At 39.2% G+C, this 23,512-nt stretch carries 23 protein-coding genes, 1 pseudogene and 1 riboswitch; of the genes and pseudogenes, 15 read left to right on the forward strand and 9 right to left on the reverse strand.

Annotated features, from left to right (window positions below; translation table 11 throughout):
• Both QL998_RS13825 and QL998_RS13830 read left to right on the forward strand, forming a co-directional pair.
• Positions 1-183, forward strand: a pseudogene (locus QL998_RS13825) (hypothetical protein); the annotation flags it as partial.
• A 722-nt stretch (positions 184-905) separates the two neighbouring features.
• The gene (locus tag QL998_RS13830) at positions 906-2,090 is read left to right on the forward strand and encodes a polysaccharide lyase family 7 protein (protein WP_290192893.1); all 1,185 of its coding nucleotides are present in this window, start codon (positions 906-908) and stop codon (positions 2,088-2,090) included.
• Positions 2,091-2,145: 55 nt separating this feature from the next.
• On the opposite strand, the gene QL998_RS13835 is transcribed toward QL998_RS13830, so the two are convergent.
• Positions 2,146-3,117, reverse strand: coding sequence for a zinc transporter ZntB (locus tag QL998_RS13835; protein ID WP_290192894.1), 972 nt, complete (start codon positions 3,115-3,117; stop codon positions 2,146-2,148).
• A gap of 285 nt (positions 3,118-3,402) precedes the next feature.
• On the opposite strand from QL998_RS13835, the gene QL998_RS13840 reads away from it, so the two are divergent.
• Genes QL998_RS13840 through QL998_RS13850 form a run of 3 tightly spaced genes read left to right on the forward strand, consistent with a single transcriptional unit; the run spans position 3,403 to position 5,790 of the window.
• Complete coding sequence (locus tag QL998_RS13840; protein ID WP_024596236.1) at positions 3,403-3,837, forward strand: ATP-dependent zinc protease; 435 nt, start codon at positions 3,403-3,405, stop codon at positions 3,835-3,837.
• 2 nt (positions 3,838-3,839) lie between these two features.
• Positions 3,840-4,745 carry a 30S ribosomal protein S6--L-glutamate ligase gene (gene rimK / locus QL998_RS13845; protein WP_002961977.1) on the forward strand — a complete coding sequence of 302 codons (906 nt, stop codon included), beginning with the start codon at positions 3,840-3,842 and terminating at the stop codon, positions 4,743-4,745.
• The gene (locus QL998_RS13850; protein ID WP_024596237.1) at positions 4,732-5,790 is read left to right on the forward strand and encodes a succinylglutamate desuccinylase/aspartoacylase family protein; all 1,059 of its coding nucleotides are present in this window, start codon (positions 4,732-4,734) and stop codon (positions 5,788-5,790) included. The genes rimK and QL998_RS13850 overlap by 14 nt, the downstream gene beginning before the upstream one ends.
• A 404-nt stretch (positions 5,791-6,194) precedes the next feature.
• On the opposite strand, the gene QL998_RS13855 is transcribed toward QL998_RS13850, so the two are convergent.
• The 4 genes from QL998_RS13855 to recQ all read right to left on the reverse strand — a co-directional run bounded on the left by QL998_RS13855 (position 6,195) and on the right by recQ (position 10,817).
• Positions 6,195-6,767, reverse strand: a complete 573-nt coding sequence (locus QL998_RS13855; RefSeq protein WP_138489650.1) for a mechanosensitive ion channel domain-containing protein — start codon at positions 6,765-6,767, stop codon at positions 6,195-6,197.
• A gap of 64 nt (positions 6,768-6,831) precedes the next feature.
• Positions 6,832-8,541, reverse strand: coding sequence for a BamA/TamA family outer membrane protein (locus QL998_RS13860; protein WP_290192895.1), 1,710 nt, complete (start codon positions 8,539-8,541; stop codon positions 6,832-6,834).
• Between the two features lie 160 nt (positions 8,542-8,701).
• Positions 8,702-8,986 (reverse strand): DUF3630 family protein, encoded by a 285-nt coding sequence (locus QL998_RS13865; RefSeq protein ID WP_024605059.1) that lies wholly within the window; start codon positions 8,984-8,986, stop codon positions 8,702-8,704.
• 7 nt (positions 8,987-8,993) lie between these two features.
• A complete protein-coding gene (gene recQ / locus QL998_RS13870) occupies positions 8,994-10,817 on the reverse strand; it encodes a DNA helicase RecQ (RefSeq protein WP_024605058.1) in 1,824 nt (607 codons plus the stop codon).
• Between the two features lie 133 nt (positions 10,818-10,950).
• On the opposite strand from recQ, the gene QL998_RS13875 reads away from it, so the two are divergent.
• Positions 10,951-11,406, forward strand: a complete 456-nt coding sequence (locus tag QL998_RS13875) for a thioesterase family protein (RefSeq protein WP_024596241.1) — start codon at positions 10,951-10,953, stop codon at positions 11,404-11,406.
• A 51-nt stretch (positions 11,407-11,457) separates the two neighbouring features.
• On the forward strand, positions 11,458-12,375 hold the full coding sequence (gene rarD / locus QL998_RS13880) for an EamA family transporter RarD (RefSeq protein ID WP_024596242.1): 918 nt from the start codon (positions 11,458-11,460) through the stop codon (positions 12,373-12,375).
• Between the two features lie 16 nt (positions 12,376-12,391).
• Here the strand turns inward: rarD and QL998_RS13885 are convergent, their stop codons facing one another.
• On the reverse strand, positions 12,392-13,627 hold the full coding sequence (locus QL998_RS13885; protein WP_076925094.1) for a response regulator: 1,236 nt from the start codon (positions 13,625-13,627) through the stop codon (positions 12,392-12,394).
• 85 nt (positions 13,628-13,712) lie between these two features.
• Positions 13,713-14,087 (reverse strand): DUF413 domain-containing protein, encoded by a 375-nt coding sequence (locus tag QL998_RS13890; RefSeq protein ID WP_002961378.1) that lies wholly within the window; start codon positions 14,085-14,087, stop codon positions 13,713-13,715.
• 91 nt (positions 14,088-14,178) lie between these two features.
• Between QL998_RS13890 and QL998_RS13895 the strand changes: the two genes are divergently transcribed.
• The 8 genes from QL998_RS13895 (at position 14,179) to ung (ending at position 22,012) form a co-directional block, all read left to right on the forward strand.
• On the forward strand, positions 14,179-15,051 hold the full coding sequence (locus QL998_RS13895; RefSeq protein WP_024596245.1) for a LysR family transcriptional regulator: 873 nt from the start codon (positions 14,179-14,181) through the stop codon (positions 15,049-15,051).
• A 166-nt stretch (positions 15,052-15,217) separates the two neighbouring features.
• Positions 15,218-16,150, forward strand: coding sequence for a porin (locus QL998_RS13900; RefSeq protein WP_002961381.1), 933 nt, complete (start codon positions 15,218-15,220; stop codon positions 16,148-16,150).
• Positions 16,151-16,212: 62 nt separating this feature from the next.
• Positions 16,213-16,347: riboswitch (cobalamin riboswitch) on the forward strand.
• A gap of 246 nt (positions 16,348-16,593) precedes the next feature.
• Positions 16,594-17,406 (forward strand): ABC transporter ATP-binding protein, encoded by an 813-nt coding sequence (locus tag QL998_RS13905; protein WP_290192896.1) that lies wholly within the window; start codon positions 16,594-16,596, stop codon positions 17,404-17,406.
• A gap of 1 nt (position 17,407) precedes the next feature.
• Entirely contained in the window at positions 17,408-18,412 is a 1,005-nt protein-coding gene (locus tag QL998_RS13910; protein WP_290192897.1) for an iron ABC transporter permease, read from the forward strand.
• A 4-nt stretch (positions 18,413-18,416) separates the two neighbouring features.
• Positions 18,417-19,901, forward strand: a complete 1,485-nt coding sequence (locus QL998_RS13915; RefSeq protein ID WP_290192898.1) for a cobyric acid synthase — start codon at positions 18,417-18,419, stop codon at positions 19,899-19,901.
• Complete coding sequence (gene cobO / locus QL998_RS13920; protein ID WP_024604202.1) at positions 19,894-20,493, forward strand: cob(I)yrinic acid a,c-diamide adenosyltransferase; 600 nt, start codon at positions 19,894-19,896, stop codon at positions 20,491-20,493. Before QL998_RS13915 ends, cobO begins: the two co-directional genes overlap by 8 nt.
• Complete coding sequence (locus tag QL998_RS13925) at positions 20,493-21,353, forward strand: cobalamin-binding protein (RefSeq protein ID WP_290192899.1); 861 nt, start codon at positions 20,493-20,495, stop codon at positions 21,351-21,353. Before cobO ends, QL998_RS13925 begins: the two co-directional genes overlap by 1 nt.
• Positions 21,350-22,012 (forward strand): uracil-DNA glycosylase, encoded by a 663-nt coding sequence (gene ung / locus QL998_RS13930; RefSeq protein WP_290192900.1) that lies wholly within the window; start codon positions 21,350-21,352, stop codon positions 22,010-22,012. Before QL998_RS13925 ends, ung begins: the two co-directional genes overlap by 4 nt.
• Positions 22,013-22,119: 107 nt before the next feature.
• On the opposite strand, the gene QL998_RS13935 is transcribed toward ung, so the two are convergent.
• Positions 22,120-22,308, reverse strand: a complete 189-nt coding sequence (locus QL998_RS13935) for a DUF3545 family protein (RefSeq protein WP_024596183.1) — start codon at positions 22,306-22,308, stop codon at positions 22,120-22,122.
• Positions 22,309-22,510: 202 nt separating this feature from the next.
• Entirely contained in the window at positions 22,511-23,461 is a 951-nt protein-coding gene (gene tal, locus QL998_RS13940) for a transaldolase (RefSeq protein ID WP_024598990.1), read from the reverse strand.
• Positions 23,462-23,512 lie beyond the last annotated feature (51 nt).

The raw sequence follows: 23,512 nt of genomic DNA on the forward strand, positions 1-23,512 counted from the left end.
CCGGATAAAGTACCGTCTCTTCATTGGCTGTACTATAGTTTAGCGAAATTGGGAGGGTGGTATGACAGTAAAAGAAATGGTCGAGTTGGCGTAAAAGCACTCTGGAAGGGGTGGTTGAAATTAGCAGGAATGGTCGAATCTGCCGAATTGTTAATATCAATTCAGCAGACAGAAAAGTTGTGATCAAGAGACAGCCTGTATCCATATAGACAACAAAGTGTTACTCACTCCAAAGAAATCTCAAAATTAGTACCTGTTTAGCATTTCAATTTCATCATCACCTATTAATTTGAAAGGTTAATCTCACATATAAAATTTACTTTTAATTATTTATTTGTACTAATATTTTGAAATTTTAAATTATATAAGCGCGTATTTTTAAATTTTAGTCATGCAAATTTATCTTTATAACTAAAGTTAAATTAAATTTAACAGGTATTACCAGTCTGTTTTGGTAACAATTTTATCAGGAAATAACGGTGTTTATTCATAAGGTATTAAGTTTTGCGTTAAATATTGGTAATAGTGGTTTTTATTTTAGGTATTACTATTTTCTTAAATTTAAAATTTATTACATAGTGTAAATAGAAATCAATACGTTTTTAAAGTGTTGTTTTTAAAATGTTTTTTGTATTTTAAAGATATCCCTTTAGAGGTTTTATAGTTTTCATGGTAACAATTAACTTGTTTACATATTGGTAATAAAAAATATAGCCTTGTTTTGCCGGTTAGGTGATGGTTTTGGTAATGCCAATTTAAAGGTTTTTTCTTTTAAAATTCTTTTTTGTTGTTACCAATTTTTTTGGGTTTAAAAGTCTGTTTACATGATGCGATCTAGGTTTGGTTTTTATCGCCAAGCTAAGCTGTAAGGTTGCTTATTATTCAGGTTTAAAGGAATAAAAATAATGGTTAAATTTAAAAAGTTACTTATTTGCTCTGCAGTTGCTGCAAGTACTTCTTTTGCGCACGCTGCCTCGATTGAAAATTCAGGTTTTGAAGGTGGCTGGAGTAATTGGAATGAAACAGAGCCTGCAGCGCTATCTTCAGATTCGTATAAAGGCTCTAAATCACTGAAAATACAAGGTAGCCCAGGGCGTGTTTATCAAAATGTAGATGTAGATCGAAATACTCAGTACATGTTAAGTGCCTATGTACTCGGTAAGGGGCAAATCGGGATCAATGATCTTAATGGTTTGTTTAAAAGTGAGAAATTCAATGTTTCTTCATGGACAAAAGTATCTAAAACTTTCACCACGGCTAACACTGGTTCACTACAAGTATTTGCTAAGCATGATAAGAGTTCAAGCGATGTTCGTTTTGATGACTTTTCGTTAACTAAGGGTAGTTCTTCTGGCGGTGGAGACACAGGTGGTGATACTGGCGGCGGTGATACGGGTAGTGGCTCTGGTATAGCGAGTAACATCACCAACGGTAGTATTTTTGATCTTGAAGGTAATGATCCTCATCCATTAGTAAATAGCGATACTTTGGAGTTTGTTCCTTTAGAAGCGCGTCATATCACTCCAAACGGGAATGGCTGGCGTCATGAATATAAAGTTAAAGAAAGTGCACGTGTTGCAATGACCGAAACCTATGAGGTTTTTGAGGCAACTGTAAAAGTTGAAATGTCAGATGGTGGTAAAACAATTATCTCTCAGCACCATGCTAGCGATACCGGGACAATTTCTAAAGTGTATGTTTCAGATACAGATGAATCTGGATTTGATGACAGTGTAGCTGGAAATGGCATTTTTGACGTTTATGTTCGTCTGCGAAATACAAGCGGTAACGAAGAAAAATTTGCCCTTGGTACTATTACTAGTGGTGGCTCGTTTACTCTACGTGTTGAAAATAATTATGGCGATGTTGATGTTAGCGCACTAGGTCGCTCATTTGGTATACCTGTAGAAGATGACTCAGAGTCATACTTTAAATTTGGTAATTACCTACAATCACAAGACCCTGATACATTGGATGAGTGTGGGGAATCGGGTAATTCGGATTCTTTCAAAGAGTGCTTTGAAGATTTAGGGATTACAGAATCTAAAGTAACGATGACAAATGTTAGTTATACCCGAGAAACTAACTAATTAGCTACTCAATCATGGCCACTCAATTGAGTGGCCATACTAAAATTGCTTTAATTTATAGCCATTTTTTATTTTTAAAATACACACCAATACCGCCAGTAAGCACAATTAAAAATATGACAAAAGCACTAAATGCATAAGGGCTTTCGGTACCCGGAATACCCCCTACGTTTACACCTAACAGGCCAGTTAAAAAGCCTAACGGTAAAAAAAGTGCCGCTACTACTGACATAACATACATTCGCTGGTTTAACTGTTCAGAGACTTGGTTAGTGATTGTCTGCTGAATGATTTGCGCACGCTCAATCGAGCTATCAAGCTCCTCTAAATAACGAATAAGTAAGTTAGTCGTTTCATTAAGTTTTGCTTTATCGTCATCCAACAGCCAGGAGTAGTGATTATTTACCATTGAGCTAAGGGCTTCTTTTTGCGGTTTTAAATAGCGTTTTAAGGCAATTGTTTGACGGCGTAACTGTGATAAACCTTGGTTATCAAACCTTTTACTAGGTTCATCTATTTCTTCTTCAAACTCATCGAGTGTTTCATCGAGTGAATCAATAACGCTTTGCATGCGAGAGGTTAGTTTTTGTGTAATGGAGCATACTAGCTCAGAAATATTATATGGACCTTTGTTTTCATTTAAACACGCAAGCGTATCTTGCACCGATAATAAACGGCGCTTACGGGTGGTAATAAGGATATTTTCACTAATAAATAAACGAATTGAAACCATGTCTTCAGGGCTTTGTGCTGGGTTTAAATTTACACCACGTAAAAATAACATGTGCCCATTAGTTGTTGCTGTAATACGTGGTCGTGTTTCATCAGCAATTAAAGAGTCTAATTCGTAGTCGTTTAAGTGAGGCTGTGCCTTGAGCCACTCAACCGCCTCGCTTTGGCTATAGTCCATGTGCACCCAAAGTTTTCCGTGGCTTGGTTGCCAGCTATTTAGCTCATTCGTGCTTTCAATAGGGCGAGCGCCGCCTTGTCCATCAAGTACAAGTGCATGTAGTAAACCATTAATCATAATTATTTCTCATAATAGTGTATTTTTAATACCGTTAACTATAGTGTATCTACTTAAGTATTTTAAACTTACCTTTATTTTTAATAAGTTAAGTTTGAAAAACCAAATAAATGCAGAGCCTAGGGGCTGAGCAAAGTAGCATAAAGTACTGTTCAGTAAGGCGTGCATTGTGTGACTAGTTGTTTAAAAAGATCAATTTAATTTACTAATCGACTAGATAAATTTATTTCGTTGGTGTTTTTTTACCTGTAGCGTATAAGTCACTTTTTTATTAAGGGCACATTTATGACAGCAAAGATTACAGTTGGTTGGCGTGAGTGGTTAAGTTTACCTGAGCTTGGTATTAACGATATAAAAGCAAAAATTGATACAGGCGCTCGCACTTCATGTATTCATGCAATTAACATTGAAGAATACGAAGTTGACTCAGAGAAATGGGTTAAATTTACGGCCCAACCATTGCAAGATGATGAGCAAACGCAAGTCACTTGCAAGGCAAAAGTTAAAAAAATGAAGTACGTAACCAGCTCAAGTGGGCAAAAAGAGTTACGCTACTTTATAGAAACGACATTGCATGCAGGCGAGCATAGTTGGCCGATAGAGCTTACTTTAACAAGCCGTGCAACAATGAAGTTTAGAATGTTATTAGGGCGTACAGCCATGGAAAATCGTATAGTCGTTGACCCGGCTTTATCTCAACTATTAGGTCGTAAGGTTTAACTATGAAAATCGGTATTTTATCTCGCAACAGAAAACTATATTCAACACGTCGCTTAATTGAGGCGGCAGAAGCACGCGGTCACGAAGTTAAGGTGATTGATGCATTACGCTGCTATATGAATATAAACTCGGAGCAACCAGAAATTCACTATCGCGGTGAAAACTTAAAAGAATTTGACGCAATCGTCCCGCGTATTGGTGCATCGGTTACATTTTATGGCTGTTCGGTACTTCGTCAGTTTGAAATGATGGGTGTTTACCCAGTAAACGAATCAGTCGCTATTTCTCGTTCGCGCGATAAATTACGCTCACTTCAGTTACTTTCGCGCAAAGGCGTTGGTATGCCAGTAACAGGTTTTGCGAGCAAACCAGATGATGTAAAAGACTTACTAGAAATGGTAGGCGGTGCACCTGTTGTAATTAAATTACTTGAAGGCACACAAGGTATTGGTGTTGTACTTGCTGAAACACGCAAAGCGGCTGAAAGTGTTATTGAAGCATTTATGGGCTTAAAAGCTAATATTATGGTTCAGGAATACATTAAAGAAGCAGGTGGCGCGGATATACGTTGTTTTGTACTAGGCGATAAAGTAATAGCAGCTATGAAGCGCCAAGCACAAGAAGGTGAGTTCCGCTCTAACCTTCACCGTGGTGGTAGCGCTACGTTAGTTCGCATTACTCCAGAAGAACGTAAAACGGCAGTAGCAGCGGCTAAATCAATGGGCTTAAACGTAGCGGGAGTTGATTTACTTCGCTCATCTCGTGGACCACTTGTGATGGAAGTTAACTCATCACCAGGTTTAGAGGGCATTGAAATAGCAACAGGTAAAGACATTGCAGGCATGGTGATTGATTTCATCGAAAAAAATGCTTCAAGTAAAGGAACAGCAACACGTGGCAAAGGTTAAAATTAACCGTCCTTTTTCCTTATTAGGAGAGAGTGTAGGCGTAGGCGAGCGTAAAACACTTGCCTTAGAGGCAGCTAAACTTTATACCCATTCACCACTTAATATTCCTATTGAAGTGGTTAACGGTGTAATGGAAGGTCCTGTGCTTATGGTGTGTGCGGCGATTCATGGTGATGAGCTAAATGGCGTAGAAGTTGTGCGTCAGTTAATTGCTAAAATAGACCCAAGCCAACTGCGTGGTACGATAATAGCTGTGCCTATTGTGAATGTGTTTGGCTTTATTCATAAATCGCGTTATTTACCAGACCGACGCGATATGAACCGTAGTTTCCCAGGTTCTGAGCGTGGCTCACTTGCTGGGCGTATGGCTTATATGTTTTTTAATCAAGTGGCAGTACATTGTACTCACATTATTGATTTACATACTGGCGCTATTCATCGAACTAACTTACCGCAAATTCGCGCTAATTTAGAAGATGAAGCAACGGCTGATATGGCTAAAGCATTTGGTACACCAGCGGTAATAAATGCGTCATTGCGTAATGGTTCATTACGAAGTGAAGCTGCAAACCTAGGTATACCGGTTATAACCTATGAAGCAGGTGAAGCACTGCGTTTTGATCCTATAGCTATTGCGGCAGGTGTGCAGGGTGTTGATTATGTTATGCGTCATTTAAAAATGATCCGTGGCAAGCGTCCTAAAAAGTTACCAGATCCTATCATTGCCGGTTCGACTAGTTGGATACGTGCAGAGGTTGATGGCATTGTGCGTGCACAAGTATCACTAGGTGAGCATGTGACTAAAGGGCAAGTACTTGCTTATATTAGTAGCCCATTAGGCGACTCTGAGCTTGAACTTTTAGCACCTAAGGGTGGGATTGTTATTGGTCAGCAAACTATGCCATTAGTAAATGAAGGTGACGCGGTTTTCCACCTTGCTTACTTTGCAAATGACAATAGTTTAGTAGAGCAGCAACTAGAGAACTTTATTGATGAAATAAATGATTTAGATGACGAGCTTAAAACAGCTGAACTAAATAACTAATAGCTAGGGGTGTTTAACTTTGCGGATTGAAATTTGTTCAATCTAGGGGCGATTAAATCGCGGCGCGAGGTTTGTAACCTAGTGGGCTCGATAACTGCTCCTGCGTTATTCTAATGGCTTACATCCATGTAAGAATAAGTAAAAACCGAGTCACAAAGAGTTTATCGCCCCTAGGCAGAACCCGAAGGGCAGCGCATGTTTGGCATTTATGCTGCGTTATCGCCTATTTATGGGGAGTAACCACACTTCATAGGTTCTGCCTTGCCTAAAAACCAAACATACTGCTGCAAATTCAACCATCAAAGGTCAACACGCCCTAGTCTTAATTTTCGCTAGTTAAGCATTAAAAAGCCGCAGTAGGTATTTTGACTACTGCGGCTTTTTTGTGAATATGATTTTTTAAACTATGTTTTTTTAGGACCAATAATACGCTTTATAACAGGGGTTTTAGTTGGCTTTGGTTCTTTATTTAAAACCATGACAGGGCGTGTCACAAATAAATTGTTAGGGTAAATTACACGGTGCCCATCAATATGTTCAAGTACTACATTCATTAAGCCCATTTCAACAATGCGCCCTTCAACATGATTCGCACCATCAATAATTCGTACCCAATAACCAACGCGGCAATCGTTTTGAATAAACATCAGTAAAAATGCGGTGAGGTTACTCAATAATGACCAGGCGGCAAAAAGTGCTACCCCTAACATGGCAAATAAAGAAGAGCCTAAAACCAATAAACCACGCAGCTCTATACCCCAAAATACTAAAACCAAACACAGTACTACAAAGGCGAGTATAATTTTTAGTAAAAGCTCTGCACGGTATTTTCGGTGTAAATCTACTTTGCCTTTAATCGCTTTTTCGAGTAGTTTTTTGGTTATTTTTAATAGAAGAGGGAAAACCAAAATAGCGATTATAGTTACAACTAACTTATATTGTGATGCAAACAATTCTAAAACTTCTATTATTTCCACATTAGGTCCTGAACTTTCATAACAATTTAATGCAATTGGTATTAGTTTAACGTGTTTGTATTATTTAAAAAGTGTTTTTAACGCTTACTAGCCACTGGACTGAGTCTACATCGTCGTAGCTATCAACAGGGGCGGCAATATCAATGTGGATCATGGTTCCTGAGTTTGCACGACTCGGTGCCAAACGCAGACCAACGCCTACATTTTTCAATACATGTGCATTTTCACCGTTATCTTCATCGTTAAACCATGCTCTGCCTACATCTACAAAAGCTGCGCCACCCACTTTAAATAGTTGTAGTAAATCGTACTCCCAGTAATAGCGCTTTTCTAAATTAACTAAAAAGCTGCGGTCGCCATGTTGATAATCCATCGGGTAACCACGCAGGCCTGTTTCGCCACCTAAAGTAAGCTGTTGATCAGCAGTCAGGTTTTTGGCGTATTGCACGCGGGCTTTAACATACCAAGATTGGTCTTCACTGGTATTTAAATAATATTGTACTTGGCTGGTGGCCATAAAATTTTCGAGTTTTTTCTGTTCTTTATTCCAATAGCCATCAATATCAGCACTAAAACGCCATAAGGTATTATCGTTAGTAAAGTGGGCTTTTTTGAAGTTAAATGAATACACTGCGCGGCTGTCGTCATTACTTAATGATTCGTCTGAATAGCCAATTAAGCTTTTAATATTCCAACCTAAGTTTAAATCCTCAGTGCGAGATATACTGTCAAAATTGCGTACTTTTATGTAGTTATCTTCAAACCAATGGCCGCTTATAAAGGGATAACTTAAACTTCTGTCATCGGCAAGTGGTGCAAATGTAGTGTCTATAGCTTCAAAGGTATGCTGCTCGTCGGTATAACCTAAGGTTAAGCGTTGGGTCCAATTATTATTAAGCGCTTTAGAGTGTCCTATAAATGCACGGTTTAAATCAGTAGTTTGATCAAATTCGCTAAACTCTTCGCCGCGTTTATATAGTGACTCTTCGCGCTGCTCAGAATAGCTTAAAATACCGTAACTAAAAGGGGTGTCTATCGCGTAAAATGGATAGGTTAGCTCAAGTAAATGGCGCTTGCCATCGCTGTTATCAGCGTACTCTAAACGGCCGCGGTAGCGAGTAGATAAAATATTAGGATCGTCGTAAACAAATAAATAACCGCTACGATCGCTGTCAGTCGTGCGTGACAAAGAAAGGCGCTTCCCCCAACCAAGCAGGTTTGATTCTCTAAAACCTATACTTGATTTATTTTCTCCGCCGCTACGGCTAAAGTTTACTTCAGGTAAAAGTGTCCATAAATCACGGGTAACCACTTCTACATTAACGTCACCGTCGCAGTTTTCGATTGCACTAATTTGTGCATCATATAAGTAGCTTTCTTTACGAAGTAGGCGCTCAGACTCTGCAAGCTTTTTAGCGTCGTACTTGTCACCAGGGGAGAATAATAAAAGGTTATTAATAACATCGGGCTCTGTTTGAATATGAGCGCGATTAGCAAATCGGAATAAGGCATTATTTTCCTCTTCAAGCTCAGTATTAAATACATTAAGTTGCTTGAGCTTTATTGAGGCTATTTTAGCGTTACTATTACTGTGTGTGAGGGTTGTTTTGTCTTGAACTTCTCGGCGTAAGTTTTTATTTGTGCTTAAATCTGTCTGTTCTACAAGGCAGTTATCAGTTTTCGTTGAAGATTGTTGTGCGAATGTATTTGGCACATAAAAGCTTAAAACCGTTAAGCTAATACAACATTGTGCTATCCATTTCTTGTTCACCATTAAACCTCTTTACTGCAACGTAGCAAATGACTATCGTAATATCAGCTTACATCATTGTTATTATAATGTAAGTAAAAGGTATGGATTTTGAAACTAATTAATTGTTACCCGTTTTCACTTTTGTTAATGAAGACTGCTTAGGTAAATTTGACGTTTAAAATTAGCCTAAATAAAAGGCAAGTGCAGCTAATAAGTGTTCTGCTTCAGCACCTTCGCCATTAATCCAGACACTTTGACTGTAATGTTCGTAGTTTAAGTTAAAGGTATGGTGATTATAAGTAAAACGAACTTGATGACGATCGGCGCCTGCAGAGTATTCGTTGATGGTTATGTCATTTGAGTGTAAAAAGAGTGTACTCCACAGTTCAAAGTCTTCATCGTGTGGAGGCTCGACTGGTGTAATTAAAATGAATTTGTGAGCGTGGTCATATTCTATTTGGGTCATAATGCTCTTAATTAGTAGCTAGGTAATGTCGAATTGCCGTTAAAAATTCGCCGCCGTACTTATTTAACTTAGTAAAACCAACACCTGAGACCTTTAAAAATTCACTGTCGTTTGTTGGCATAAGCTGCGCCATTTCGGCTAACGTTTTATCATTAAATACTACATAAGGTGGCACATCGTCGGCATCAGCAAGTTCTTTACGAAGTGCGCGCAGGCGAGCAAACAGTTTTTTGTCGTAATTAAATTGCGCTAACTTATCTTGATAAACGTGTTTGGCTTGCAGGCGTGGCTCGGCTAATTGCAGTGCGTATTCACCTTTTAAAATTACACGCGCGGCTTCTGTTAATCTAAGTGACGCACCTTGTGTTATATCTTGGCTAAGTAAGCCTTGATGAATAAGCTGGCGTAAAATACTGAGCCAAAACTCACTGCTTTTATCTTTACCTATGCCGTAGGTACTTAACTCATGATGATTATTATCGCGTATGCGGCTAGTATTTGCACCGCGAAGTAATTCAACAATATAACCAAGTCCAAAACGTTGTCCCGCTCTGTACACACACGAAAGTGCTTGCTGGGCGACTAACGTACCATCAAAGCTTTTTGGCGGATTTAAGCAAATATCGCAGTTGCCACAAGGTTCGCGTTGATATTCACTAAAGTAGTTAAGTAATATTTGACGACGACATGTTTGCGCTTCGGCAAAGCTTGCCATTGCGTTAAAGCGTTGTTCTTCTACGCGGCGGCGTTGCTCGTCGTCTATGTCTTCAAAAAAGCGCCTTACGCGACCTATATCAGCTGGGTCAAAATACATTATAGCTTCTGCGGCAAGTCCATCTCGCCCAGCTCGACCTGTTTCTTGATAGTAAGACTCTATACTTTTTGGAATATCGTAATGCAGTACAAAACGCACGTTAGGCTTATTTATACCCATACCAAAGGCAACGGTTGCGACCACTATTTGAATATCGTCACGGGCAAAACCAGTTTGAACAAACTGTCGTTGCTCATTACTCATACCAGCATGGTAAGCGGCAGCGTTTAACCCTGCATCAGCCAATTTTTCGGCAATGTCGTCTACGCGTTTACGGCTGGTGCAATAAATGATACCGCTTTGGCTTTTTTGCTCCTTTAGGTAGCGAAGCAATTGCACCATAGGTTTAAATTTTTCTTCTATGGTGTAACGAATATTGGGGCGATCAAAGCTGCCAGTATGAATATAAGGCTGTTGTAGTTTTAATTGCTCAACTATATCAAACCGTGTGGCTTTATCGGCGGTGGCGGTTAATGCCATCATTGGGACATGTGCAAAACGTTGCTTTAATTCGTTTAAGCGAAAGTAATGAGGTCTAAAGTCATGACCCCAATGCGACACACAGTGCGCTTCGTCAATAGCAAATAAACTCACATTTAAATGCGATAAACGCTCTAAAAATTCGTGTTGTAATACTTTTTCAGGCGCCACATATAAGAGCTTAATTTGCCCCTGATGAAGCTGTTGATACACCAATTGCTGTTCTTCTCGTGCTAAGCTGTTATTAACGTAAGCGGCTTTTACCCCAAGAGCTTGCAGTTGCGTTACCTGATCTTGCATTAGCGATATAAGCGGAGATATAACAATGGTTACGCCTTCGAGTACTAAAGCAGGGATTTGGTAGCACACCGATTTTCCGCCGCCAGTAGGAAGCAATACAAGCGAGTCTTGACCGTTAATAGCGGCATCAATAACTGCTTTTTGACCGTCGCGAAATTCACTGTAGCCAAACACTTGTTTGAGGACAGTTTCGGGTTTACGCACAAGGGTGCTAGAAGGTGGAGTTGATGTATTCATTGGCGGGTATTTTAGTGGTTTTTTAGTGAGATGTCTTTAGCTGAGTTACTTGATAAATTATTTAAGTGGAGTCTCGTAGTTTTACACTATGTATGTTTTACTCATCTTACCTGTTTTGACATAGAGAATAATAATGAATAAAGAAATGTTAATTGAACAAGTAGGCGCGTTATTTGTAAATGGCATGCCGTTTAACCAGTTTTTACAAATATCGGTTGAGTCGTTAAGCCCTGAACAGGCCAAAATTACGTTCCCGTGGCAGGATGTACTAATTGGTAATCCTGCGCAAAAAATACTCCATGGTGGTGTTATTTCAGCCGTACTTGATAATGTAGGCGGTATGCTCGCTGCAGCAAGTGTAATTGATAAACTCACCGATTTAGATATCACAAGTGTGCAAACAAAATTAGCCACGCTTGGGACTATCGACTTACGTACTGATTATTTGCGCCCTGGTAAAGGAGAGAGCTTTACTGCCAGCGCAACACTTATTCGTTCAGGTAATAAAGTATGTGTATGCAGAATGGAATTACATAACGAACAGTCTGTTCAAATTGCTTTTGGAACCGGTACGTATTTAGTTGGATAAAACGCGCGTGGCAAGTAAACTAGCGGCCTTTTAAATCACTAAGTGTTTATTATGTCGATTGATACCGAGCAGCGTAAAGGTGCTATTTTTGCTTGTCTTGCTTTTTTTATGTGGGGTCTTGCGCCAATATACTTTAAGTTAATTCAGCATGTTACTGCCTTTGAAATTTTAATGCATCGGGTTGTTTGGTCGGTTGTATTTTTAGTACTGGTAGTAAGTATTTTAAAGTATTGGGACAAAGTAAAACGCATCATTGTTCAGCCTAAGCTTTTGCTTATGCTTGTCATTACCTCTGCACTGCTTGGGTTTAACTGGGGTTTATTTATATGGGCTATAAATAATAACCATATGCTTGATGCGAGTTTGGGCTATTACATAAACCCTCTTTTAAATGTATTGCTGGGAATGCTCTTTTTAGGTGAACGCCTGCGTAAGTTTCAAGGCGTAGCAGTAGCACTTGCCTTTAGTGGTGTTGTACTGCAGCTAATTAGTTTTGGCTCGTTTCCGGTAGTTGCATTTTCATTGGCTATATCGTTTGCGCTTTATGGTTTAATACGTAAAAAGTTACCTGTTGAAGCTCTGCCTGGTATTTTACTTGAAGCACTTATATTACTGCCTGTTGCACTCATCTATTGGTGGTTAATGGTGCCTACAGCAACATCAAGCCTCCCAGCCAACGATTGGCATACAAATGCATTACTGATTAGTGCCGGTATTGTAACTACATTACCCCTGCTGTGTTTTACCGGTGCAGCTAAGCGCTTACAATACACTACACTTGGTTTTTTTCAGTACATTGGACCAAGCCTAATGTTTATATTGGCAGTGGTGTTTTACGGTGAAATTTTTGATGCGGAGCGTGTAGTAACGTTTGCATGTATTTGGAGTGCATTAGCTATTTTTAGTTGGGATTCTTATCATCAATCACGTAAACGTAAAAAAGCGGCGATTACAGCCGCAGAAGTATAATTAACTAATAAAATGGTTAACTAACTACTTTATTACGACCAGATTCTTTAGCATCGTAAAGTTTTAAATCGGCCTGTTTTAATAGTTCATCAATTTGATAAACAGGCCCGTTTGAGAAGCCAATAGAGATAGTAAATTTAATTTTAGCTTTACTAAATTCTTGGCTATTCATTTCTATAAAATACCTAAAACCTTCAAGCCTTTTTAGTGCTTCTTGTTTATCAGTGTCGGCAAAGTACACTGCGAATTCTTCACCACCTAAACGCGCTACTAAATACTTTTTAAAATATTTACTAAAGCAAATAGAAAGCCCTTTTAATACTTCGTCGCCTACATCATGTCCGTGTGTGTCATTAATCACTTTAAAATGATCAATATCAAGCATTGCTAAGGATCCTGAACCTTGCTTACTTTTAATCTTTTTAAGTGACTTATTGGTTTCTTCAAAAAAGTAACGGCGATTAGGTAAATTAGTTAAATAATCAGTGTTAGCTTGCCGTTTTATTGTGGCCATGAGCTCTAACATATCGACGTTTTGGCTTAGACGACAATAAAACTCTTCATTATAAAAAGGTTTACGAAGGTAGTCGTTTGCACCATTTTTTAAAAACAACGTTGATAAATCAGACGAGTCTGCGGCAGAAACACCAATAATCACTTTTTCATCGTTGTCATATAAACGACGAATTTCAGTGCATAGTTCATCACCATTCATGTTTGGCATTTCGTTATCAGTAATAATTACAGATATATCAGGTGAGGCTTCAAGCGCGGCTAGTGCTTCTATACCGTCTTCGGCTTGTAGAATTTGATATTTATGACGTGCAAGCAAGCTGCAAATGTAAGTACGTGTAGATGCAGAATCATCAACAACAAGCACTTTTACATTTTCGTTGCGAGTTAATCTAAGTAATTGTCTTTCGAGGTATTGATACGCTTGTTTGTTTTCTTTAATGATATAATCAATGATTGGATATTTTTCGACTGTATCGCGGGTTTGTTTATCAATATTACCCGTCATTACAATAGTTGGAATGTCAGCCTTAACAGTACACGGTACTGCTTCACCAGATGGGGCATCAGGTAATATAAAGTCGACTACAGCACAAAAGTAGCTATTTTTACTTATAAGCTCTTTTGTTTGTGCTAATGACTCAGCTATATCAACTTCATAACCTGCTTTAAGCGCGATGTGCTTTTGCACTCGCGCCATTGCAGGTGTATCTTCAACTATTAGTATTTTTCGCGTCACGTAACACCTTGTTTATATTTTGCAAAAATATTTGCTTATACAAGTTGTAACTGTTAAAACGCAAAAAAGCAAATAACTTAAGTACTTACAGGTTATCCGCTTCTGAATAATACTCTTGGCTAATTGGTGCTGGCCCTGACATTTTTGAACGGCCAAATAAAGTATGAAATTTAGTTTTACAGGTCGTTAGCTTTAAGTATTTTACCCAAGCTCGTTCGATTGGGTTAGTAGGTTCTTGTGAGCCAGTTACGACTGCTACAAACTGTTCTTGGTGTTCGTTTTGCGGCTCAATTGTTTTACTGTATAAGCCTTTTAAAACAACTCCGTGTTGTTCAAGTATGCTGGCTTCTAATAAGGTGAAGTTTCCGCTGCGGCTAAAGCCTCGTGGAAAGTTTTGATCATCATAAAATTGACGTTGGCTAACAAATGCTTGGCGTAGTAATGAAATGTTATTGCTCATAGCTTTATCCTCATACCTTAGTAATTAGATGGAGTATGATGCAAGTTTGGCAATTTATTAAACAAATTATTTTTATCGTGAGGATAAAAAATTGGATATCGATTTATTAAAAACATTCGTTGAGGTAGTGCGTACGCGTCACTTTGGTAAAGCGGCCGAAAACCTTTATATTACGCAGTCTGCAGTGAGCTTTAGAATTCGCCAATTAGAGCAAGGGCTTGGTGTTAATTTGTTTATTCGCCAGCGTAATAACATTCAACTTACAGCACCTGGCGAGCGCTTATTACCGCACGCGCAAATGATTATTACAGGTATGCAGCGCGCCAAAGTAGATGTTGCGCTTGCCGATAATATGCATAAGCAAATTAGCTTAGCAGGAACGCCTAATATTTGGGATGCTTTTTTACAGTTTGGTATAACAAATATTGTATCGGCGATGCCGGGCGTGTCGTTGGTTGCAGAAGTTAAAGCACAACAAGAAAGCACTCGACTATTATTAGAGCGCACGCTTGATTTGGCAATATTGTTTGATCCACCAAAAGTAGACGAGTTAGTAGTAGAGCGAATTTGTGAGTTGCCAATCATTCCTGTAAGCGGATATGACACAGCAACCAACGAAAACTTTTTTGATAATCAGTATGTATATGTTGATTGGGGAACTACTTTTTCTCTTTGGCATGCACGCCAGTTTACAGGAAAAACGCCACCTTACTTTAGAACTAGCACAGGACGTATTGCACTTGATTTAATACTGCAATGTGGCGGCAGTGCATTTATACCTCAAGTATTGGTAGAAGGGCATTTAGAAAAAGGTGAACTGTTTCATGTTAAAGATGTAGAAAATACCTCGCGAGACGTGTTTATAGCGTATCACAGAGACAACGAGCAAAAAGAGTTAATAGAAACCTTAGTTAATTTACTATCGCAAATGACGCCAAGCTTGTCATTAAAGAAAAGTAAGTAAGTTCGGCCGTTTATTAGGCTTTCATGTTATTTTGATTTCAAATTTAATGCATTTTTATTAATAAAAAAAGACATTAATATTTCCATTGTAATATTACTGTCATTTAGCGGTGACAAAATGCAGCAGTTTTAAAAATTAGTCTTTTGTGATTATCCAAGGAAATAACATGAAATTTGTAAAATCGAGCTTATGCTTAGCACTATTAAGTGGTTTATCTTTTAATGCACTTGCCGACGTAGACATTTACGGTAAAGCGAATGTAACAGTGCAATCATCAGATGATGGCGAAGGGTCTTTTACTGAGATAAAAAGTAATGCATCTCGTCTTGGTGTTAAAGGTTCTGAAAAAATAAATGATAGTTTAGAAGCGGTATATAAGTTTGAGTTTCAAGTTGATGTGTCTGATGCTGATTCAAAAGGCGATAACGACGATAACATTTCTGCGCGTAACCAATACGTTGGTTTAAAAGGTGCGTTTGGCCAAGTGGTTATTGGTCGTAACGATACTGCGCTTAAGCAATCTCAAGGCAAGTTGGATTTATTTAACGACCTTGAAGGCGACATTAAAAATGTATTTAAAGGTGAAAACCGCTTAGGAAATACAGTTAGTTATTCATCAAACTCATACGAAGGCTTTAAAGTACTTGCTACTTTTGTAGCCGAAGATGATGTAGACGCTGATAACGGTTATTCAATGGCGGTGACATACGGCGACGTGGCACTTAAAAAGAGCGCGGTATACGCCTCTATTGCAGCCGATAGCGAAGTAAATGGCTACGATGTAGTGCGTGCATCAATCCAAGGTAAAGTTGAAAACTTTAAACTGGGCGCAATGTACCAAACACAAGAAAAAGTTGACGGCAGCGCAGAAGCGGATGGTTATCTATTAAATGCAGCTTACAGCATGGGTAACAACACATTTAAAGTACAATACCAAGACATGGACTTTGACGACAGCGACGATAAGTCAGCAATATCAGTTGGTCTTGATCACAAATTAAATAAAAACATTAAAGTATTTGGCTTTTACTCAAGCTTCGACATGGACAACAACGTTGACCAAGACTACGTAGGCTTAGGTATGGAATACAAGTTTTAACTATTCGCTAAATTAGTTAAAACACTCCCTTTTTAACCGCGCTCTTTTGAGTGCGGTTTTTTTTTGCTTTAAATTATTTACTTAGCCGCCCATAATAGAGCTTCATTTGGAATGAGGTGCGAGTCCTCGACTGTTCCCGCAACTGTAATTAGCGCAAAGCTTTAAGTCAGATACAAATGGTATAATACCAATTTTATTAAAAACATGATCTTTCTAGCGAATTAAATAACTTACTAACTTCGTTAAAAATTATTCATATAGAACAAGTATATGTCATAATTTCCGCCTTGTTATTAAGCTATTTATTTGTCGCTATAATAAATCACTAATTTAATGCAATTGGTATGAATTCTTTTAACGAGCGGGTTTACTCATTTTTTCTTGTAGTGCATTAGTATTTTTATCGCATTTTTAGTGAGTTTAATCCCGTCTAGGACTGACTATTGCACACTCAAACGCCATTAAATACACCATTGCTAAACGTTAAAAACGTATCGTGGGATATTGGCAATAAAACGATTCTCAAAAAAATAAACCTTAAAATAACCACAGGTAAATTTGTTGGTTTGATTGGTCCCAATGGCGCAGGTAAATCGAGCTTATTGCGTTGTCTATATCGTTTTAATAAACCAAGTAATGGCGTTGTAGAATTTAACAGCACAGATATTTGGCAGCTAAAAAGCGATGAGTACGCAAAAAAAGTAGCGGTTGTTTTACAAGAAACCCCGTCGCAATTTAACTTAAGCGTATTTGATGTTATTGCGCTTGGGCTAACGCCTCATAAATCGCTATTTAGCTCAGTAACTAACACTGATAAACAAAAAGTTATTCAAGCTATCAATACCGTTGGGTTAGTAGATCATAGTGATCAAAGCTTTGAATCACTCTCAGGCGGTGAAAAGCAACGTGCCTTGATAGCCCGCGCCATAGTTCAGCAACCTCAACTGTTAATAATGGACGAGCCAACTAGCCATTTAGATGTTAAATACCAAATACAGGTGATGGAGCTTGCTAAATCGTTGGGTGTAACGGTGTTTGCATCGTTTCATGATTTAAACTTAGCCTCTGCAATGTGCGATGAACTAGTGGTTATTAAAAATGGTGAAATTACGCATTCAGGTGCGCCAAGTGAGGTATTAACCGAAAACATGCTAGGTGAGGTTTTTGGTGTCTGCGCTCAAGTAAATAACCACCCGCAAATATCGAAGTCGGGAAATAACATTCCTCATATCACTTACTTTTATGGTTACAAATAATATGAGCACAGTTAATACTCGCCAATCACTTGCGCTATTTATAAGTGCTGCAGCTGCTTTATTTAGCTTATTTGCAGCACTTAGTTTTGGCGCAGCAGAGACCTCACTACAAGATGTACTTAATAGTTTTTTGCTCTCAAATGATGCCTCTTTTAATACGCGTATTATTTTTGAACTAAGAATGCCACGCACATTACTCGCTTTTTTAGCAGGCTCTGGCTTAGCCATTGCGGGGCTTATTTTGCAAACGGTAACGCGCAACCCCCTAGCCGACCCTTACTTATTTGGTATATCGTCGGGTGCCTCATTTGGCGTGGTGTTACTTATGGCGCTAGCAGGTATTAGTGCAGGTTTTATGTTATCGGCAGCAGCGTTATTAGGTAGCTTACTCGCTATGAGTTTATTAATTCTTATTGCAGGTAGGCAGCAAAGTGCACAGGTAGAATCAATGCTATTAGCTGGCGTTGCTCTGTCGTTTTTATTTAGTGCGTTTACCAGTTTGTTGCTTTATTGGAGTGACCCTCAGGCGGTAGCCGCTATTTTATTTTGGACACTGGGCAGCTTTGCTCGTGCGCAGTGGGCTACGCTTTGGTTGCCTTTATTGGTAATTACATTGTGTACGTTTGTAATGCTGAGCTTTAGAAGACAACTCAATGCCATGTTACTTGGCGATGAAAGCGCAATTACATTAGGTGTCAGGGTCCAGCGCTTTAGAATACTTATGCTAGTTTTAAGCTCATTAATTACCGCTGTGCTGGTGGCTATGTGTGGTGGTATTGGGTTTGTAGGATTAATGGTACCGCACATTGTGCGCTTTTTTATATCCCAAGGCACCATCGCTGGCTTACTGGTAACCAGCTTGGTGGGCGGTACATTTATGGTGTGGGTTGATGTACTTTCGCGCTCATTGCTGAAAAACCAAGAACTGCCCGTAGGTGTTATTACTGCAGCTATTGGTAGCGTGTTCTTTTTGAGTTTATTGTTTTTTAGAAAGCGAAGGGTGTAATTCCATGAAAACCTTAATGGTGCAAGGCACTACATCAGATGCTGGTAAAAGCACTTTAGTTGCTGCCCTTTGCAGGGTGTTTGCTAAGCGAGGGGTAAAGGTTGCGCCTTTTAAACCACAAAATATGGCACTTAATAGCGCAGTAACAAAAGATGGCGGCGAAATTGGTCGTGCGCAAGCTTTGCAAGCAATAGCAGCTAAAGTAGAGTCCGAAATAGACTTTAATCCTATTTTACTTAAACCTAATAGCGATACTGGTGCACAAGTGATTATTCACGGAAGAGCCATTAGTAATATGGAAGCGGGCAAATATCACGACTATAAAAAAGTGGCGATGGATGCAGTAATTACCTCACATAACCGCTTAGCTAAACGCTTTGATTTACTCCTCGTTGAAGGGGCAGGTAGCCCTGCTGAAATAAACCTGCGTGAAAACGATATTGCCAATATGGGTTACGCCGAAGAGGTAGATTGCCCAGTAATTATAATTGCTGATATTGATAAAGGTGGCGTATTTGCACATTTGGTAGGTACGCTTGCGTTGTTAAGCGAGTCAGAACAGGCGCGCGTAAAAGGCTTTGTTATAAACCGCTTTAGAGGCGATATAGGTTTGCTGCAAGGCGGGCTTGATTGGCTTGAAGAATACACAAACAAACCCGTACTTGGCGTATTACCTTATTTACACGACCTTGCGCTTGATGCTGAAGACGCCGTCGCAATTGATAATAACGTAACCAACGCCTCAATTAATATTGCAGTGCTGCTTGTTCCCCACATTAGTAACCACACCGATTTTGACGCACTGCGTTTGCACCCAAACATTAATATAAATTACGTGCGCCATACGCAAACGATCCCAGACGTTGATCTGATAATTCTTCCAGGCAGTAAAAACGTGCTGGGCGATTTAACCTTTTTGAAAAATGAAGGCTGGGACACTCAAATTAAACGCCACTTACGCTATGGTGGTAAAGTACTTGGCATTTGTGGCGGCATGCAAATGCTGGGCAATACGCTCAACGATCCCGAGGGTATTGAGTCATCATTAAAGCAAGTAAATGGGCTTGCTCTGTGCGATTTTGAAACCACGCTAACAACACAAAAAGTATTAACTAAAATAACCGCTACACTGCTTTTAAATAACCAATCAACACCCTGTAGTGGTTACGAAATACATGCAGGGATTAGCCAAGGTGCAGCGCTTAATAAGCCATTTTTAACCTTTGATGAAAGCCACCCACATGGCTTTACGTTTGATGGCTTTATTAGCGATGATAACGCCATTGCGGGCACTTATTTACATGGCTTATTTGATGAAGCCGATGCTACATCGCAAATTTTAAAATGGGTAAAACCAAGCGCCTCAATTAACCCAATTAGTATTGCCGCTCACCGCGAGCAGCAGTTAGAACGATTAGCAACCATGTGCGAAACGCATTTAAACATACAGCAAATTATTTCGATTTATGAAGGGCACAATAATGACTGAACAAAACAACGATAAGCATAAGCAGCGCCAACAAAAAGTAAAAGAACAAGTGGATGCACGTGTTGCGGCAGCGCAAGATGTAAAAGGTATTTTTCAGGTAATTACCGGTAATGGTAAAGGCAAATCAACCTCGGGCTTTGGCGTTGTAGCACGCTGCGTTGGACATGGTAAAAAAGCAGCTGTTTGCCAATATATTAAAGGTACGTGGGAGTGTGGCGAGCGTAATTTATTACAAAGTGCAGGCGTTGAATTTGTTGTAATGAACACCGGTTTTACCTGGGATACACAAAATAAAGAAGCCGATACCGCAGCCGCCCAAGCAACATGGCAAGAGTCAAAACGCATGCTTGCTGATAGCAGTATTGATTTAGTATTACTCGATGAGCTTACGTATATGGTGACATACGGCTATGTTGATTTAGATGAAGTAGTAACAGCCCTTAATAACCGCCCGCCAATGCAGTCAGTTATTATCACAGGGCGTGCAGCACATCGTACTTTAACCGACCTTGCCGACACGGTAAGCGAAGTGCGTAATGTAAAACATGCATTCGACTCAGGCATAAAAGCGCTAGAAGGATTTGATTACTAATGTTTAAAGCGTTTTTTATTGGGGGGCTGCTTTTTTGTGTATCGGGCAGTGCACTTGCAGAGCAGGCTAATGATTCTAAAAAACTGCGAATAATCGCGCTTGCACCACATATAGTCGAAAACCTATTTGTCATAGGGGCGGGCGATAATATTGTGGGCACGGTTGATTACGCCGACTACCCAAGTGAAGCCCAAAGTATTGAGCGCATAGGGGGTTATTACGGTATCTCACTTGAAAAAGTGTTAGCGCTTAAACCTGATTTAGTAATTGCGTGGAAAAGCGGAAACCAAAGCGAAGATTTAGCCCAAATAGAGCGTTTAGGTATAAAAGTATATTTAAGTAACCCGACCACAATCGCTGGTGTAGCCGACGAGTTACTTACTTTTGGTGAATTTACAGGGAACATTAAGCAAAGCCAGCAAGCGGCAAATGCATTTAAACATAAGCTAAATGGTATTGTTAAAAGCCAGCAAGATAAAAAAAATATTACCGGATTTTATCAGTTATGGGCTGAGCCCATGATGACAGTAAGTAAAAATACGTGGATAAGCCAACTGATTGAAACATGCCATGTAAGTAATGTATTTGCACAAAGCATTACAGATTACCCGCAAATTAGTATCGAAAATGTCATTGTTACTAAGCCACAAGTTATTATTATCCCTGATGAAAAATCAAAAACACCACAGCCGATTGTTAATTGGCAAAAGTGGCCAGAAGTACCAGCAGTTAAAAATGATCAATTTATTAGCGTAAATGCCGATTTATTACATCGTTTTACCCCGCGCATGCTAGATGGACTCGCGGATATGTGTGATAAAATAGACGCATCACGTAAACAGATTAAGAGTACACAATGAGCAATTGGGCTACATTTTTAGAAAGTGAATTACAGCAAACTTACATGCAGCAAACGTTAGAGTATGTGGCTAATCGCCGCAATGAAGGTGTTGCTGTTTATCCGCCTGAACCTCAAGTATTTAGGGCTTTTGATGCCACAGCACTAAATGACATCCGCGTTGTAATTTTAGGACAAGACCCATACCACGGAGAAGGGCAAGCGCATGGCTTGTGTTTTTCGGTATTGCCTGATGTAAAAAAGCTGCCGCCGTCGCTTAAAAATATGTACAAAGAGTTAGCTACCGATATCAGCGGTTTTGCTGTTCCTGAACACGGGTACCTGCAAAGTTGGGCAGATCAGGGTGTATTTCTACTCAATACAGTATTGACCGTTGAGCAAGGGCAAGCGCATTCTCACAAGCATTTAGGATGGGAGCAATTTACCGATAATGTAATAGCGCATATTAATAAGCACTGCGAAGGTGTGGTATTTATTTTATGGGGTGCACATGCACAAAAAAAAGGTAAAGGCATAGATAGCGCTCGCCATCATATTTTAAAAGGGCCGCACCCATCGCCGCTTTCGGCGCATAGAGGCTTTTTTGGCTGTCAGCATTTTTCAAAAACGAATGAGCTATTACAAGCCCAAGATGAAAAACCGATTAACTGGCAGGTGTAAATAACCAGGGCTCTGAATAATAAATTTATCTCATGCAGCTCTTTTCAGCGCATTAAAAAAGGCTTCCATATTATGGAAGCCTTTTTGTTTAGTTGGGGCGTATTGAATTAAAAATCGAGCTCTTCAATCGCAATACTGTCTGCAAAGTAGTCTAGTTCTTGTAGTTCTTTACGTAGGCGTTGTTTGTCTTTTATTGCTTCTATTTCACGCCATTTTCTTTTTTTATTTTTCTGGGAGGTTTTCCTTGTTGTATCTGGTCCTTCTAATATCTCTAATATATCGTTTAGGCTATCCATGAACTTCTCCTATTGATTTTATTGACCTCAAGAATACCTATACCACAGGCATAACTAAAATAGAACAAAAAAGTGACAGTTATGTTACGGGGATGTGATGAGTTGATGAAGGTTTATACAAAGATTATATGGAGGAGTAGCGTATTTTAGGCATAAAAAAACGCCGCTATTGCGACGTTTTTTAAAACACGATTATAGCAAATTACATTGCTTTAAAGCGCGCCTCTAGTTGTTCTTGTGCATCAGCAAAAGAGCGAATACCTTCAGCTAGTTTTTCAGTAGCCATAGCATCTTGGTTATGTAACCAACGGAACTGTGCTTCTGTAAGTGGCTCTGGTTTTGGCTCTTGTGGAACATCGCTTTCAAGCAAATATTCTTGTGCGCCTTCAAGGTTACCTAAATCTTCTAAAAGATTAGGGCTAATAGTTAGCTTGTCACAACCTGTAAGTGCAATAATTTCGCCTGTATTACGGAAACTTGCACCCATCACAACTGTTTTGTAGTCATGGCGTTTGTAAAATTCAAAAATGCTGCGTACAGACTGAACACCTGGATCTTGTAGCGGATCGGTTGGTTTTTCCATACCGTTAGCAACGTGCCAATCTAAAATACGGCCAACAAATGGCGAAATTAGAAATACGTTTGCATCAGCACAAGCACGGGCTTGGGCATCGCTAAATAATAAAGTAAGGTTACATTTAGTGCCTTCTTTTTCTAGCTGCTCAGCGGCTTTAATACCTTCCCATGTAGACGCTACTTTAATTAAAATTTTGTCTTTGCTTACACCTTCTTTTTCGTAAAGGCTAAGTAGGGTATGTGCTTTATCAATTGTAGCTTGTGTATTAAACGAAAGGCGTGCATCTACTTCAGTAGAAATATAACCAGGTACAATCTCGCTAATTTCTTTACCAAGTAATACGGCAAAGTAATCACAAGCTAGTTCAAGTTGTTTAGCAGGCTCTTGCTCGGTTTCTTTTGCGTAGCTCCAAGCTTTATCTAGGTAAGGCTTATATGCTTCAATCTCGCTCGCTTTTAATAAAAGTGACGGGTTTGTAGTTGCATCTTCTGGTTGATGCTTTTTAATAGCTTCAATATCACCAGTGTCGGCCACAATAGATGAATGTTGTTTTAGCCTTTGTAGAGCTGAAGTCATTTGCTTTCCTCATTCCAAGCAAGTTAAAAGAAAAATCTAATCACTCTTAAT

Source organism: Pseudoalteromonas sp. APC 3691, from assembly GCF_030408135.1.
Lineage (GTDB): Bacteria > Pseudomonadota > Gammaproteobacteria > Enterobacterales > Alteromonadaceae > Pseudoalteromonas.